13 protein-coding genes and 1 tRNA gene are annotated in these 12,654 nt (G+C 71.3%); 3 read left to right on the top strand and 11 right to left on the bottom strand.

The window, feature by feature from the left end; genetic code table 11:
- Position 1 precedes the first annotated feature (1 nt).
- Complete coding sequence (locus ACIWQI_RS09825; RefSeq protein ID WP_396657035.1) at positions 2 to 367, bottom strand: VOC family protein; 366 nt, start codon at positions 365 to 367, stop codon at positions 2 to 4.
- Positions 368 to 466: 99 nt separating this feature from the next.
- Here ACIWQI_RS09825 and ACIWQI_RS09820 point away from each other — a divergent pair, with 99 nt between their 5' ends.
- Complete coding sequence (locus ACIWQI_RS09820) at positions 467 to 625, top strand: hypothetical protein (RefSeq protein WP_396657033.1); 159 nt, start codon at positions 467 to 469, stop codon at positions 623 to 625.
- Between the two features lie 3 nt (positions 626 to 628).
- Here ACIWQI_RS09820 and ACIWQI_RS09815 read toward each other — a convergent pair whose 3' ends face one another.
- The 4 genes from ACIWQI_RS09815 to ACIWQI_RS09800 form a co-directional block, all read right to left on the bottom strand.
- Positions 629 to 1,678, bottom strand: coding sequence for a pyridoxal-phosphate dependent enzyme (locus tag ACIWQI_RS09815; RefSeq protein WP_396657031.1), 1,050 nt, complete (start codon positions 1,676 to 1,678; stop codon positions 629 to 631).
- 92 nt (positions 1,679 to 1,770) lie between these two features.
- Positions 1,771 to 1,843: transfer RNA gene (locus ACIWQI_RS09810), tRNA-Arg, on the bottom strand.
- A 104-nt stretch (positions 1,844 to 1,947) separates the two neighbouring features.
- Positions 1,948 to 2,523, bottom strand: coding sequence for an asparagine synthase (locus ACIWQI_RS09805; RefSeq protein WP_396657029.1), 576 nt, complete (start codon positions 2,521 to 2,523; stop codon positions 1,948 to 1,950).
- A 30-nt stretch (positions 2,524 to 2,553) separates the two neighbouring features.
- Positions 2,554 to 2,916, bottom strand: coding sequence for a hypothetical protein (locus ACIWQI_RS09800; RefSeq protein ID WP_396657027.1), 363 nt, complete (start codon positions 2,914 to 2,916; stop codon positions 2,554 to 2,556).
- A gap of 201 nt (positions 2,917 to 3,117) precedes the next feature.
- Here ACIWQI_RS09800 and ACIWQI_RS09795 point away from each other — a divergent pair, with 201 nt between their 5' ends.
- A complete protein-coding gene (locus ACIWQI_RS09795) occupies positions 3,118 to 3,315 on the top strand; it encodes a hypothetical protein (RefSeq protein WP_396657026.1) in 198 nt (65 codons plus the stop codon).
- Between the two features lie 81 nt (positions 3,316 to 3,396).
- On the opposite strand, the gene xylB is transcribed toward ACIWQI_RS09795, so the two are convergent.
- Entirely contained in the window at positions 3,397 to 4,680 is a 1,284-nt protein-coding gene (gene xylB, locus ACIWQI_RS09790) for a xylulokinase (protein WP_396657025.1), read from the bottom strand.
- Positions 4,681 to 4,837: 157 nt separating this feature from the next.
- Positions 4,838 to 6,031: a xylose isomerase gene (gene xylA, locus ACIWQI_RS09785; protein WP_396657024.1), complete on the bottom strand. Its 1,194-nt coding sequence runs from the start codon at positions 6,029 to 6,031 to the stop codon at positions 4,838 to 4,840.
- 115 nt (positions 6,032 to 6,146) lie between these two features.
- On the opposite strand from xylA, the gene ACIWQI_RS09780 reads away from it, so the two are divergent.
- Positions 6,147 to 7,166: a LacI family DNA-binding transcriptional regulator gene (locus ACIWQI_RS09780; protein ID WP_396657023.1), complete on the top strand. Its 1,020-nt coding sequence runs from the start codon at positions 6,147 to 6,149 to the stop codon at positions 7,164 to 7,166.
- Here the strand turns inward: ACIWQI_RS09780 and ACIWQI_RS09775 are convergent.
- Genes ACIWQI_RS09775 through ACIWQI_RS09760 form a run of 4 tightly spaced genes read right to left on the bottom strand, consistent with a single transcriptional unit; the run spans position 7,144 to position 12,648 of the window.
- Positions 7,144 to 9,465: a glycoside hydrolase family 3 N-terminal domain-containing protein gene (locus ACIWQI_RS09775; RefSeq protein ID WP_396657021.1), complete on the bottom strand. Its 2,322-nt coding sequence runs from the start codon at positions 9,463 to 9,465 to the stop codon at positions 7,144 to 7,146. The two genes, ACIWQI_RS09780 and ACIWQI_RS09775, sit on opposite strands and share 23 nt — an antisense overlap.
- Positions 9,462 to 10,325, bottom strand: coding sequence for a carbohydrate ABC transporter permease (locus ACIWQI_RS09770; protein ID WP_396657019.1), 864 nt, complete (start codon positions 10,323 to 10,325; stop codon positions 9,462 to 9,464). The genes ACIWQI_RS09775 and ACIWQI_RS09770 overlap by 4 nt, the downstream gene beginning before the upstream one ends.
- Position 10,326: 1 nt before the next feature.
- Positions 10,327 to 11,313, bottom strand: a complete 987-nt coding sequence (locus ACIWQI_RS09765; protein ID WP_396657018.1) for a carbohydrate ABC transporter permease — start codon at positions 11,311 to 11,313, stop codon at positions 10,327 to 10,329.
- A 3-nt stretch (positions 11,314 to 11,316) separates the two neighbouring features.
- Entirely contained in the window at positions 11,317 to 12,648 is a 1,332-nt protein-coding gene (locus tag ACIWQI_RS09760; protein ID WP_396657016.1) for an extracellular solute-binding protein, read from the bottom strand.
- Positions 12,649 to 12,654 lie beyond the last annotated feature (6 nt).

Below are 12,654 nucleotides of genomic sequence, written 5' to 3'. Positions count from 1 at the left end.
GCTACCGCCGCTGGAACGCGACGAGACCCACCGTGTTCCGCTCGGAGTCGCGGACGAACGCCTGCCACTCCTCATGGCCCTCGGGGCCGAGGCTGTCGTCCTCGTGCGTGAAGATGACGTGCGGTCGCGAGACGACCTCGGCGACGCCGTCCAGGCGCTCCAGGGTGTCGTGGACGTTCTCAACCTGGAGGTACACGAGGGAGGACGGCGCAGCGCGATCGAGCAGCAGCCGCGTGCCGTCGAGGTCGAAGAACACCAGCCCGGGCGGGTCGAACCGCGCCACCGGCGCCGACTCCAGCAGCAGCGCGTAGAACTCGGCCGCGCGGTCGAGATCGGTCGCGCGCAGCGCCACCTGCACCAGTCGCATCCCTGCAGTCTCCCACTTCGCCGGGGGCCGGCCTAGCCGCGCACGCCGCTGTGCGCAAGGGGGTGCGATCAGGCGGAGGGATGCCGCAGGCTGGTGGGCATGATCGGTTTAGCTGTGGTTCTGTTCATCATCGGCCTGGTGCTGCTGCTCTTCGGCATCTTCGTCAGCGCCGCGAAGTTCCTGCTGTGGGTCGGCATCGTGATCCTCGTGATCGCGATCATCGTCGGCCTGATGCGGTACATCCGGCGCGGGGCATAGCAATCAGGCGCTCGGCGCTGCCTCGGTGACCAGCAGCGCGACCGTGCTGTCCGGCCCGAGTCCGAGGTGGGCGCAGCGAGCACGCCCGGCGGCACCGTCGACGACGACCCGAAGGGCGGCGAGGGACGCCGCCCCGCACGGGCCGGCGCCGACCCCGTCGTGCGCGAGTCGCTCCGCGGCATCCGCCGCCTGCTGATCCGAGACCGTCACCGCGGCGTCCAGTCCCTGCTGGATGTACGGCCAGGCCATCGGCGACAGAGTGCCGCAGTTCAGACCCGCCATCGAGGTGATGCCGGTCTCCACCGTCACGGGGTGACCTGCAGCGAGGCTCGGGCCGATGCATGCGGCGACGTCGGGTTCGACGGCGACCACCGCCGGCCCGCCCGGGTGGGTGCGGCAGTGGGCGATCACCGCCTGCAGCAGCGACCCGACGCCGGTCGGCACGATCACAAGATCGATGGGCGCGGCGCCGAGCGCCTCGGCCTGAGCGTCGAGCTCGACCAGCAGCGTGCCGTAGCCGTCGACGATCCAGGCCGGCACCTGGTGGTACCCGTCCCATGCCGTGTCCTGCACGAGGTCCCAGTCGTTCTCGCGCGCCGCCTGCGCCGCCGCGGCCACCGCGTCGTCGTACGTGCCGTCGACGCGGGTCACCGGGGCGCCCTCGCCCTCGATCGCAGCGATCGCGGGTGCACCGACCCCCCGCGGGACGAAGATCCGGGCGTCCTGGCCGCGCATCCGCGCGAAGCGCGCCACCGCCCGTCCGTGATTGCCGTCGGTCGCGGTCACGAGCGTCCCGGGTGCACCTGCGCGGTGCTCCACCACCTGATGCACCGCCCACGACGCCCCCAGCGCCTTGAAGGCGGGAAGGCCGAGGCGCGCGGACTCGTCCTTGACGAGCACCCGCCCCACGCCCAGCTCGTCGGCGAGCGCCGGCAGATCGACCACGGGCGTGGGCGCGTAGCCGTCGAGCGAGCGGTGGAACGTGAGCGCGTCGCGGGTCGGGGCGGGGCAGGTCCACGACGGGTCCCGCTCATTGGGGTACCAGGTGCTCATCGCGGAGTCCCTTCTGCGCGCTCCACACGGCCGGACCTCGGAAACGAGAAAAGCCCCGCCGGGACGGGACTTTTCTCGAGATGATCCGTGTGCGCGCTCGAAGGGACTCGAACCCCCAACCTTCTGATCCGTAGTCAGATGCTCTATCCATTGAGCTACGAGCGCTGGTCGGATTGCGCGTCTTGCGGCGCGCAGGCCAGCGTCCAGAATACCTCACGCGCGGCCGGCCCGCGAACCACACGGCATCCGTGCGCATCGGCCACGCCGTCTCACGCGTCGGCGGGTGCGGGCTCCTCGGGGAGGTGGCCGAGCTTGCGCTGCCGCGCCTCCAGCCGCTGCAGGTCGATCAGGGCGACGGCAGACATCCGGGCATCCCGCATCGACGCGTACTCGGGGTCCGCGTCGGCCCGCATCCCCTCGACAGCGAGGCGCCGCGACAGGTTGCCCTCGACGTCTGCCCATGCCGCCTCGCGCGCCTCCTCGACGAGGGTCAGCAGCGTGGCGTCGTCGTCGGCGTACTCCCGCAGCGCCTTCGCGACCCCCGCGTACTGCTTCTGCCGGCGGCGCAGATTGCGGGTGTCGCGGTCGCGGTAGTCGTGGGTGCCGTCCGGCTCACTGAACCGCCCCCACGCGCGCTTGCGCTGCCGCTCGGCGAGGTCGGCGGCGGCCTGCTGCTCGCGGGCGAGCCCCAGCAGCACCTCACGCGCGGCCGCGGCGACGGCGCCCGGGATGAACTCCTTCTCCTGCGCGATCGTCTCGACGAGGATGATGTTCTTCAGAGCGAGCCGCGCGGCCGCCCACGCGATCTGAACGCCCTCGGCGACGGCTTCCGCTGTGCGACCCACCCCTCACCTCCTCGGCAACGAGGCTACCGGTTACAGCGTCCGCCGCCGGGCTCGGATCCGTCTCAGCAGGAGCAGTCCTGCACCCCGCATCGCGAGCACGGCGCCGATCGCCGCGAGCACCTCCGCGAACTCGCCGCCGGTGACCGGCAGCGAGCCGGGCATGAAGTTCGACACCTCCCGGCGACGGTCGGCGACACGACGAGCGAAGCGGGCCGCATCGCCCAGGTGGAAGTCGAGACGCTTGTGCGTGCTCACGTCGAGGGCGCCGATCGCGGATGCCGGTTCGGCGGGGGCGACACCCATTCCGGGTGCCGCGAGCAGACCCACGGTGAAAAGCGCCGCCACGGCGACGGCGCTCGACAGTCGCGCGGCGTTCAGGGCGACCGTCCTCACGTTTCACTGGCCATGCGACTGGCCATGCGACGCTCACACCGGTTGTCGGCCCCCGCCGCCGCGGCCAGCACATTCCCGGTACGACACGTCACGCCGCGGCCCGCGATGGCACTAGCGCGGCGCCGCCGCATTTTCAACCCCTGAGTCGCGCGGGTTCGGAGCACGTAGCGTGATCGCACCGCTCACGAAAGGAGTCAGCTCATGGGAATCATGGACGACGCAAAGGATGGCGCCGAGACCGCCGGTCGGAAGATCCAGGATGCCTGGGAGGACACCACCGACAAGATCGACGACAAGTTCGACGAGATGAAGGCCGACGCCAACGTCAAGAAGGCCGAAGCCGAGCGCGACGCGACATACGCGAAGAACGACGCGAACGAGGCGATGCGCGACGAGTGACGCGCGCTCAGACACGGAGGGCCCTGGAGAGTACTCGAGGGCCCTCTGTCGTGCGCGGGCGGCGTGGGACGCGCGGCCGGGTCAGGCGCCGGCGATCCGGGCAGCCTGGCGCGCTGCGCCGAGGGCGACGTACTCCGCCGGCTCTGGGACCTCGACGTCGAGGCCGAGCACGCGCGGCGCGATCTCGCGCACCGCGGGCGACTGCGCGCCGCCGCCGACCAGCAGCGCGCGCTCCAGGGGCACGCCCAGGCCGCGCAGCGCCTCCAGACCCGCAGCCAGGCCCCCGAGCATCCCCTCGACCGCGGCCCGGGCGACGTTCTCGCGCGTCGTGTTCGCGAGGGTCATCCCGGACAGCGACGCGGTGGCGTCCGGCAGGTTCGGTGTCCGCTCCCCCTCGAAGTACGGCACGAGCGTGAGACCGCCGGCACCCGGCTCGGCGGCGAGTGCGAGTGCGCTGAGCCCGGCGTGGTCGACCTCGAGGAGCCCGGCGATCGCATCGAGCACGCGGGCTGCGTTGAGGGTGGCCACCAGGGGCAGGAACCGCCCGGTCGCATCCGCGAATCCCGCGACGGTGCCGGTGGGGTCGATCGTGCGGCGCTCGCTCACGGCGAAGACCGTCCCGCTCGTGCCGATCGAGACGACGACATCGCCGGGGCCCGCTCCCAGGCCCATGGCCGCGCCGGCGTTGTCGCCGGCGCCGGGGGCCACCCGCGGCGCCTCGCCCACCCACTCGTCGGCGCCGAGCACACGCGGCAGCACGACATCGTGCCCCAGTGCCGCGGCCAGCAGCTCCCGGTCGTAGTCGCCGGTGATCGGATTCCAGTAGCCGGTGCCCGAGGCATCCGATCTGTCCGTGATCAGCTCGTCGAGCGCGGGCGCATCGGGGCCGAACCCGCGCAGCCGCCAGGTCAGCCAGTCGTGCGGCAGGGCGACGGCAGCCACCCGGGTGGCGGCGTCGGGTTCGTGGTCGCGCAGCCAGCGGAGCTTGGTGATCGTGAAGGATGCCACGGGCACGAGCCCTGTCCGCTCGGCGAGGCGATCGGCGCCGAACTCGCGGACGAGCTCTGCGGCCGCCCCCGCCGAGCGGGTGTCGTTCCACAGGAGCGCGGGGCGGATGACGCGGCCCTGTGCATCGAGGGCGACCATGCCGTGCTGCTGCCCGGCGATCGACCACGCCACGACGTCGTCCATGCCGCCCGCGGCGGCGATCGCCTGCTGCAGCGCCTGCCACCAGGCATCCGGATCCACTTCCGTCCCCGCCGGGTGCGGGGCGCGGCCCTGTCGCACGATGTCACCGGTGGCGGCGTCGACGATCACCACCTTGCACGACTGGGTCGACGAGTCGACCCCCATCACCAGGCTCATCTCGATCCACTCCCGTCTCGTCGTCGGCCACCCCGTCCACCCGGGCCAAAAGTCGGGTCGGTCACGTGACACGCCGGGTCGGGACATCCATCATCGGGGTGTCGGCATCGCCGACCCGACTTTCGGCCCGGGTGGGGCGGCAGCCAGAGGTCGTCCGTCAGCCCCGCGCGCCCAAGAGGTGCTCGGTGGCCAGCTGCTGCAGCCGCACGAACCCGAAGCCCTGCCCGCCGAAGTACGCGGTGGGGTCGAACTCCTCGAACGCGGAGCGGTCGGCCAGCAGGTCGGCGTACGTCTCGCCCTCGGCGAGCGTGGGGACCGAGAGCTCACCGACTCTGGATGCCTCCAGGGCCGCCTGCACCTCCGGGTCGGCGCGGAACGCCCGCGCGCGCTCCTTCAGCAGGAGGTAGGTGCGCATGTTCGCCGCCGCCGACTCCCAGACGCCGGTCTCGTCCTCGGTGCGGCTGGGCTTGTAGTCGAAGTGCCGCGGACCGTCGTACGCGGGCGCTCCGCCTGCGCCGTTCTCGAGGAGGTCGACGAGGGCGAAGGCGTTGTGGAGGTCGCCGTGGCCGAAGACGAGGTCCTGGTCGTACTTGATGCCGCGTTGGCCGTTCAGGTCGATGTGGAAGAGCTTGCCGTGATACAGCGCCTGCGCGATGCCCGCGGCGAAGTTGAGGCCCGCCATCTGCTCGTGCCCGACCTCGGGATTCAGGCCCACCATCTCGGGGTGCTCGAGGCTGCCGATGAACGCGAGCGCGTGGCCGACCGTGGGAAGGAGGATGTCGCCGCGCGGCTCGTTCGGCTTCGGCTCGATCGCGAAGCGCAGGTCGTACCCCTTGTCGAGCACGTACTGCGACAGCAGGTTCACCGCCTCGCGGTAGCGCTCGAGGGCCGCACGCACGTCCTTGGCCGCGTCGTACTCGGCTCCTTCGCGGCCGCCCCACATCACGATCGTCTGCGCGCCCAGTTCGGCGCCCAGGTCGATCTGGCGCAGCACCTTGCGCAGAGCGAAGCGCCGCACCGCGCGGTCGTTGGAGGTGAAGCCGCCGTCCTTGAACACCGGGGGCGAGAAGAGGTTGGTGGTGACCATCGGCACCTGCAGCCCCGTGGCGTCCAGGGCGCCCTTGAGCCGGTCGATCTGCCGCTGCCGCTCGGCGTCGTCCGAGCCGAAGGGGAACAGGTCGTCGTCGTGGAAGGTCAGGCCGTAGGCGCCCAGCTCGGCCAGCTTCTCGACCACGTGGACGACGTCGAGCGGGGGCCGGGTGGGGCCGCCGAACGGGTCGGTTCCGTTGTAGCCGACGGTCCACAGTCCGAAGGTGAACTTGTCGGCGGGGGTGGGGGTGGGTGCGGACATGGCGCTCCTCAACTGCGACGGCGAGCCTGCTAAAATGTTGCTGAGCACAACCTATCGCTTCTCGCCCCGCCACGTCCAGCACCTTCGCGATACTTTCGGACCCTAGGATCGAAACATGCCAGGCAACGGCCGCGTCACCCTCGCGCAGATCTCCGCCGAGGCGGGCGTCTCGCTGGCCACGATCTCGAAGGTGCTCAACGGCCGGGCGGATGTGGCGCCCGCGACCCGGGCACGAGTCGAAGAGCACCTCCTCCGCCACGGCTACACCCGACGCGGCCGCGAACGCCGCGGCGACTTCCTCGAGCTGGTCTTCCACGAGCTGGAGAGCAGCTGGTCCATGGAGGTCATCGAGGGCGTCGAGGACGTCGCGAAGGCCGCCGGGCTGTCGCTCGTTCTGACCGTGAGCGGAAGCCGGCACTCCCCGGCCGCGGACTGGGTGGACGGCGTGCTGCGCCGCCGGCCCGTCGGCGTCGTCATGGTCTTCTCCGATGTGGCGACGCCGAACCGGGACAAGCTGCGCTCCCGCGGCATCCCGTTCGTCATCGTCGACCCCGCCGGCGACCCGTCGCCCGATGTGCCCTCCGTGGGCTCGGCGAACTGGTCGGGCGGCGTCATGGCGACCCGCCATCTCATCGAACTCGGGCACCGGCGGATCGCCGCGATCACCGGCCCCGAGGACATGATGTGCTCGCTGGCCCGCATCGACGGCTACCGGTCGGCGATGAACGCCGCCGGTCTGCCGATCGCGCCGGAGTGGATCACGTTCGGCGACTTCCACACCTCCGGCGGGCAGACGCGCGCGCGTGAGCTGCTGGCCCTGCCCGAGCCGCCCACGGCGATCTTCGCGGGCAGCGACCTGCAGGCGCTCGGTGCGATCGCGGCTGCGCAGGAGGCCGGTCTGTCGGTGCCGGGCGACCTGTCGATCGTCGGCTACGACGACATCGCCCTGGCACGCTGGATGAGCCCCCAGCTGACCACCGTCCACCAGCCGCTGCGGCGCATGGGCGAGGAGGCGGCACGCCTGGCGCTGCGCATGGCCGAGGGCGCCCAGCCCGACACCCTGCGCATGGACCTCGCCACCCACCTGGTGGTGCGGGGCAGCACCGCGCCGCTCAGCGACCGCGCACGACGGTGACGCTCGGCACGAGCGCGCGCGTGTGGTCGACGGTGCGCATCGGGCCCGTGACACGCACGGACACGGACGAGGCGACGTCGCCGCTGGATCGTCCGGCGCTGAGCACGATCTCGCCCGGCTCCACGATGCGCCGCAGGTCGCGGCCCGTGTAGGAGAAGAGGTCCGCGGGGACCTCGAAGCGCACCGTCGCCTCCTCACCGGCCGCCAGCGCCACCCGTCGATACCCGACGAGCTGCCGCACGGGGCGCGGAACCTGCGCGACGGGATCGTGCAGATACAGCTGCACGACGTCGACGCCGGCACGGTCGCCGGCGTTGCGCACCCGCAGCGAGGCCGAGACCGCACCGGACGTCGCGACCTCGGCGGCGTCCGTCACGAGCTGCGACCAGGAGAAGTCGGTGTAGGACAGTCCATGCCCGAACGGGAATGCAGCGGTCGGGTCGATGTTCGACACCTCGGTGCGCTGTCCCAGCGCCGACGACAGGTACGTCGTCGGCTGGCTGCCCGAGGTCGCGGGGATGCTCACCGGCAGCCTCCCGCTGGGGTTCACCCGTCCGCTGAGCACGCCCGCCATCGCCGGTCCGCCCTCTTCTCCGGCGAAGAACGCCTGCACGATGCCGGCGGACTCGGTCGTCGCGCGCCCCAGCGCGTAGGGTCGGCCCGTCAGCAGCACCAGCACGGCCGGCGTGCCGGCATCCAGCACCGCGTCGACCAGCTGCTGCTGGGCACCCGGCAGGTCGAGCGACTCGGCGTCACAGCCCTCGCCGCTGGTGCCGCGACCGAACAGCCCCGCACGATCGCCGAGCGCGAGCACCACCAGGTCGGACGCAGCGGCGAGGTCGACGGCCTCGGGTATGCCGTCGACCTCGCCGCCGTCGACGCTCGTGCCGTGCACGTGCGTCACCCGGGAGGTCGGGAACTCGGCGCGCAGCGCCTCGAGCAGCGTGGGGATGCGGATGCCGAGCTCGACGCCCGGGTGCCGGCTCACCACGTGGGTGGGGAACGAATAGCAGCCGAGCATGGCGTACGGATCGTCCGCATTCGGACCGATAACCGCGATCGACCCCGGTGCGGTGATCGGCAGCGTGCCGTCGTTGCGGACGAGCACGATCGCCTCTTCGGCGACGCGACGGGCCAGCGCGCGGTTGCGGTCGGGGTCGAGGTCGATCAGCCCGCGCAGCGCTTCGGGCTGCGACGGGTCGGCGTCGGCGAGCGCCGGGGGCACCGGCGACCACGACGGGTCGAGCAGGCCGAGCTCCTCCTTCTGCGCCAGCACTCGACGCAGCGCCGTGTCGATCAGCGCGATGTCGATGACGCCGTCGGCGACCGCGCGGCGCAGCGGCTCGCCGAAGGTGTGCACGGTGGGCAGCTCGACGTCGATCCCGGCCGCGAGCGCCTGGCCGGCGGCATCCGCCCACGAATCGGCGACCCCGTGCAGGAGCTTGAGGAAGGCGACCGAGAAGTAGTCGGCCACGACCGTCCCGTCGAACCCCCACGTCTCGCGCAGCAGCTCGGTCAGCAGGGCGCGGTCTGCGGCCGTGGGCACCCCGTCGAGATCGGTGTACGAGTTCATCACGCTGCGCGGCCGGCCCTCGCGCACCGCGAGCTCGAAGGGGGGCAGGATGACGTCGGCGAGTTCGCGCGGACCGATCGACACCGGGGCGAGATTCCGGCCGCCGCGCGAGGCGGAGTATCCGGCGAAGTGCTTGAGGGTCGCGATGATGCCGGCGGACTCGAGGCCCTGCACGTATGCCGTTCCGATCGTGCCCACCAGGTGCGGATCCTCGCCGATCGTCTCTTCGACACGGCCCCAGCGGGCGTCGCGCACGACGTCGAGCACCGGGGCCAGCCCTTGATGGATGCCGACCGACCGCATGTCCGCGCCGATCCGTGCCGCCATCTCGGCGATCAGGCCGGGGTCGAAGGTCGCCCCCCACGACAGCGGAACCGGATAGGCCGTAGCCCCCCAGGCGGCGAAGCCGGCGAGGCACTCCTCGTGGGCGAGGGCGGGAATGCCGTGGCGTGACGCGGCGCGGATGCGCTCCTGGGTGCGGGCCAGCGACACCGCACCCATCGCCGCGTCGATGGGGCGGGTGCCGAACGGGCGGGTCAGCTGCCCGAGACCTGTCGGCAGGAGCTCGTCCAGCTCGATCGCGATCTCACCGCCGAAGTCGTGCTGGTGGGGGGCGACGTCCCCGCCGTCGTCGGAGCCGCCCACCCACACCCCGTAGAGCTGGGCGATCTTCTCCTCGAGGGTCATGGCGTCGACGAGCTCGTCGACGCGTGCGCTGTGCGTCATCCCTTCACCGCTCCCTGCAGTCCGCCGACGATGCGCTTCTCGGCGAGCGTGAAGAACAGGATCGCCGGAAGCATCGCCAGCGACGTGTACGCGAGCACTCCCGTGGTGTCCTGCCCGTACGCGGTCGAGAAGAACTGCACGCCCAGCGGCAGCGTGTAGTTGTCGGGCCCCGCGCCCCCGGCCTGCAGGACGAAGAGCGGCAGGAGGTAGGCGTTCCAGCTGCCCACGAAGGCGAGCACCCCGACCGTCATCAGACCGGGCATCGACAGCGGCAGCATGATGCGCCAGAAGAATCCGATCCGGCTGGCTCCGTCCACGACCGCGGCGTCTTCCAGCTCGCCGGGGATGGCCCGCAGGAAGGGGACGAGGATGATGATCGTCACCGGCAGCGCGAAGGCCACCTGGGGGATGATGAGCCCCCACCACGAGCCGAACAGATTCAGCTGCCGCAGCAGGACCGTCAGCGGCAGGATCGAGATCGTCAGCGGGAACAGCAGCCCGGTCGTGAACAGCGCGTAGAGGAACCGGCGCCCGGTGAACTCGTAGCGCGCGATCACGAAGGCGGCCATCACCCCGAGCAGCATCACGCCGGCGGTCGTGCCCAGCGCGGTCACGGTGCTCGCGAGCACCTGGCGCCAGAACTGCGCGTCGCCGAGGATGCTCGCGTAGTTGTCGAGGACCCACGGGTTCGGCAGGCCCGCCGGATCGGCGAAGAAGTCGGGGTTGGTGCGGAAGCCCGCGACGGTCACGTAGAGCACCGGGCCCACCGCGAGGGCGGCGATCACGAGCGCGACGAGGTAGACGACAGGCTGGCTCCAGTCGAAGCCGCGGCGACCGGGTCGGGTGGCGACGGAGGTCATCTCAGCGCACCCCCGTGGTGACCGCGCCCTGCAGGTCTCGGCGCAGCGCGAAGCGCTGATAGAACAGGGCGATGACGAGCGAGATGAGGAACAGCACGACGGCGACGGCGCTGCCGTAGCCGATCTGCGTGACGTTGAGGCCGTACTCGACCATGTACACGGCCATGGTCGACGACGCGTGCAGGGGTCCGCCGCCGGTGACGATCCACACCATGTCGAAGAGCTGGAGCGAGCCGATGATCGACAGGAATGCCCAGATGCGGATCGTGGGACCCAGCAGCGGCACGGTGACGTACCACTGCGTCTTCCACCACCCGGCGCCGTCGAGCGCGGCGGCCTCGTAGAGCTCCTCGGGCACGCCGGCGAGCCCGGCGAGCATGAGGATGATCGCCAGCCCCAGGTACTTCCAGGTGAGGATGCCGAAGATCGTCCACATGACGACGTTCGGGTCGGCGAGCCACGCCGGAGGGTTCTCCACCCCGAGCATCCGCAGCCACGTGTCGACGGGGCCGTATCGCGCCGGTGGCACCGACTGCAGCATGATCTGCCACGCGATTCCGGCCGTCACCTCGCTGAGCACGTAGGGGACGAAGATGAGCGCGCGCAGCAGGCCGCGGAAGCGCAGGCGGCGATTCATGAGCAGCGCGACCAGGATCGCCAGCGGCCCCTGGATGAGCAGGGACATGACGACGATGAAGAAGTTGTTCGCCACCGAGCGGTGGAACACGGGGTCGGCCAGCAGCCGGGTGTAGTTGTCGATGCCGATGAAGCGCTCGAGCGGGCCCAGGCCGTTCCAGTTGAAGAAGCTGTAGTAGGCCGCCAGCGCCACCGGCAGCAGGACGAACAGCAGATACACGAGGACCGCAGGCCCGGCGAACAGGGTGATCTCGCCCCATGCGCGCAGCCGCACGCGGGTGGACGGGCGGCGGTCGCCCACGGGGGCCGGGCCCGCGGCAAGCGCGGGCCCGGCGTCGTCGAGTGCGGTCATGGATTACAGTGTGGCCGCCGCGGCGTTCATCGCGTCGGGCACCTGCTGCGGCGTGCCGTCGCCGAACATGAGGTTCACGATGGCGTCGTTCATCGCCTTGCCGATGACCGGGCCGTACTGGGTGTCCAGCCACGTGACCACCAGCGTCGCGTTCTGCGTGCCCTCGGCGATCTGCATGAGCACCGGATCGCTGATGCCCGCCTCGGCGCCGGCGACCGTCGGGATCTCCCCGGTCTCGGCGAAGCGCGTCTGCACGTCGACGCTCATGATGTAGCTGAGCAGGTCGAGGGTCTGGTCGGGAGCGTCCTTGTAGACGCCCCAGGCGTCGCCCGAGCCCAGCGCAGCCCCCGGAGCACCGTCAGCGCCCTCGATGTCGGGCACCGGCATCCACCGCAGCCACTCCGGCGACGGCGGGTTGTCGGCCGGAGCACCCGGGACGAGCTTGGCGACCTCGCCGCGGTGCCACGTGCCCATGAGCTCCATGCTGGTCGCGCCCGAGGCGAGCAGTCCGGCCGAGCTGTTCGGCACGCTCTGCGCCGGGGTGCTGGTCGGGTTCGCCTGGAACGGCAGGTCGCCCGGGAAGCCGTCCATCCACGCCTTGAGGTTCTCGCCCGCCTCGACGAAGCACGGGTCGTCGAAGGTCAGCGTGTCGGCGGCCTGCTGCAGCGACTCGGCCGAGCATGTCTTGATGGCGAACTGGTACCACCAGTGCGCGGCGGGCCAGCCGTCCGCCGCACCGACGCCGATGGGCGCGACGCCGGTGGCGGCGATCTTGTCGATGTCCGCATCGAACTCGGTGAACGTCGCCGGGTTCTCGCTGATGCCGGCCTCATCGAAGATGTCCTGGTTGTACCAGATGCCCTCGATGCCGAACCGGAACGGGATGCCGTACTGCTTGCCGTCCACGTTCCATCCGGTGCCCGCGCCACCCACGCTCTCGACGACCTCGGTGAGGCCGCTGAGGTCTCGGAGGTAGCCGGCCTCGACCTGAGCCTTGATCTCGCCCTCGGCCCACACCATGAACAGATCCGGCGCGGCGTCGCCTCCGGACTGCAGGGCGTTGGGGATCAGGGTGCGCTGCAGATCCTCGTTCTGGAAGGCCTCGACGGTGACCTGCACGCCCGGGTTGGCGTCCTCGAACTCCGCGGCCACCTCCTCCCAGAAGGACTTGAGCGGCTCACCGGTGCCGTTGTGCCACCACGTGATCGAGACTTCCTCGCCCGACGTGGCCGTGGCGTCGCCGCCCCCACCGCCGGAGCAGGCGGCGAGGGCTCCGATCGCGATCCCCGCGGCGGCCACGCCGGCGGTGACGCGCGCGATGCTGCGTCTGTTCATCTTTGA

It is taken from the genome of Microbacterium sp., from assembly GCF_044508325.1.
Taxonomy (GTDB): domain Bacteria; phylum Actinomycetota; class Actinomycetes; order Actinomycetales; family Microbacteriaceae; genus Microbacterium.
Note: the sequence above shows the minus strand (reverse complement) of the source record. Positions and strands in the feature narration are given on the sequence as shown.

Excerpts from the sequence above, each read along its gene's own strand:
- ACIWQI_RS09825 (WP_396657035.1), bottom strand. The coding sequence starts at position 367 with ATGCGACTGGTGCAGGTGGCGCTGCGCGCGACCGATCTCGACCGCGCG.
- ACIWQI_RS09820 (WP_396657033.1), top strand. The coding sequence starts at position 467 with ATGATCGGTTTAGCTGTGGTTCTGTTCATCATCGGCCTGGTGCTGCTG.
- ACIWQI_RS09815 (WP_396657031.1), bottom strand. The coding sequence starts at position 1,678 with ATGAGCACCTGGTACCCCAATGAGCGGGACCCGTCGTGGACCTGCCCC.
- ACIWQI_RS09795 (WP_396657026.1), top strand. The coding sequence starts at position 3,118 with ATGGGAATCATGGACGACGCAAAGGATGGCGCCGAGACCGCCGGTCGG.
- xylB (WP_396657025.1), bottom strand. The coding sequence starts at position 4,680 with ATGAGCCTGGTGATGGGGGTCGACTCGTCGACCCAGTCGTGCAAGGTG.
- xylA (WP_396657024.1), bottom strand. The coding sequence starts at position 6,031 with ATGTCCGCACCCACCCCCACCCCCGCCGACAAGTTCACCTTCGGACTG.
- ACIWQI_RS09780 (WP_396657023.1), top strand. The coding sequence starts at position 6,147 with ATGCCAGGCAACGGCCGCGTCACCCTCGCGCAGATCTCCGCCGAGGCG.
- ACIWQI_RS09775 (WP_396657021.1), bottom strand. The coding sequence starts at position 9,465 with ATGACGCACAGCGCACGCGTCGACGAGCTCGTCGACGCCATGACCCTC.
- ACIWQI_RS09770 (WP_396657019.1), bottom strand. The coding sequence starts at position 10,325 with ATGACCTCCGTCGCCACCCGACCCGGTCGCCGCGGCTTCGACTGGAGC.
- ACIWQI_RS09765 (WP_396657018.1), bottom strand. The coding sequence starts at position 11,313 with ATGACCGCACTCGACGACGCCGGGCCCGCGCTTGCCGCGGGCCCGGCC.
- ACIWQI_RS09760 (WP_396657016.1), bottom strand. The coding sequence starts at position 12,648 with ATGAACAGACGCAGCATCGCGCGCGTCACCGCCGGCGTGGCCGCCGCG.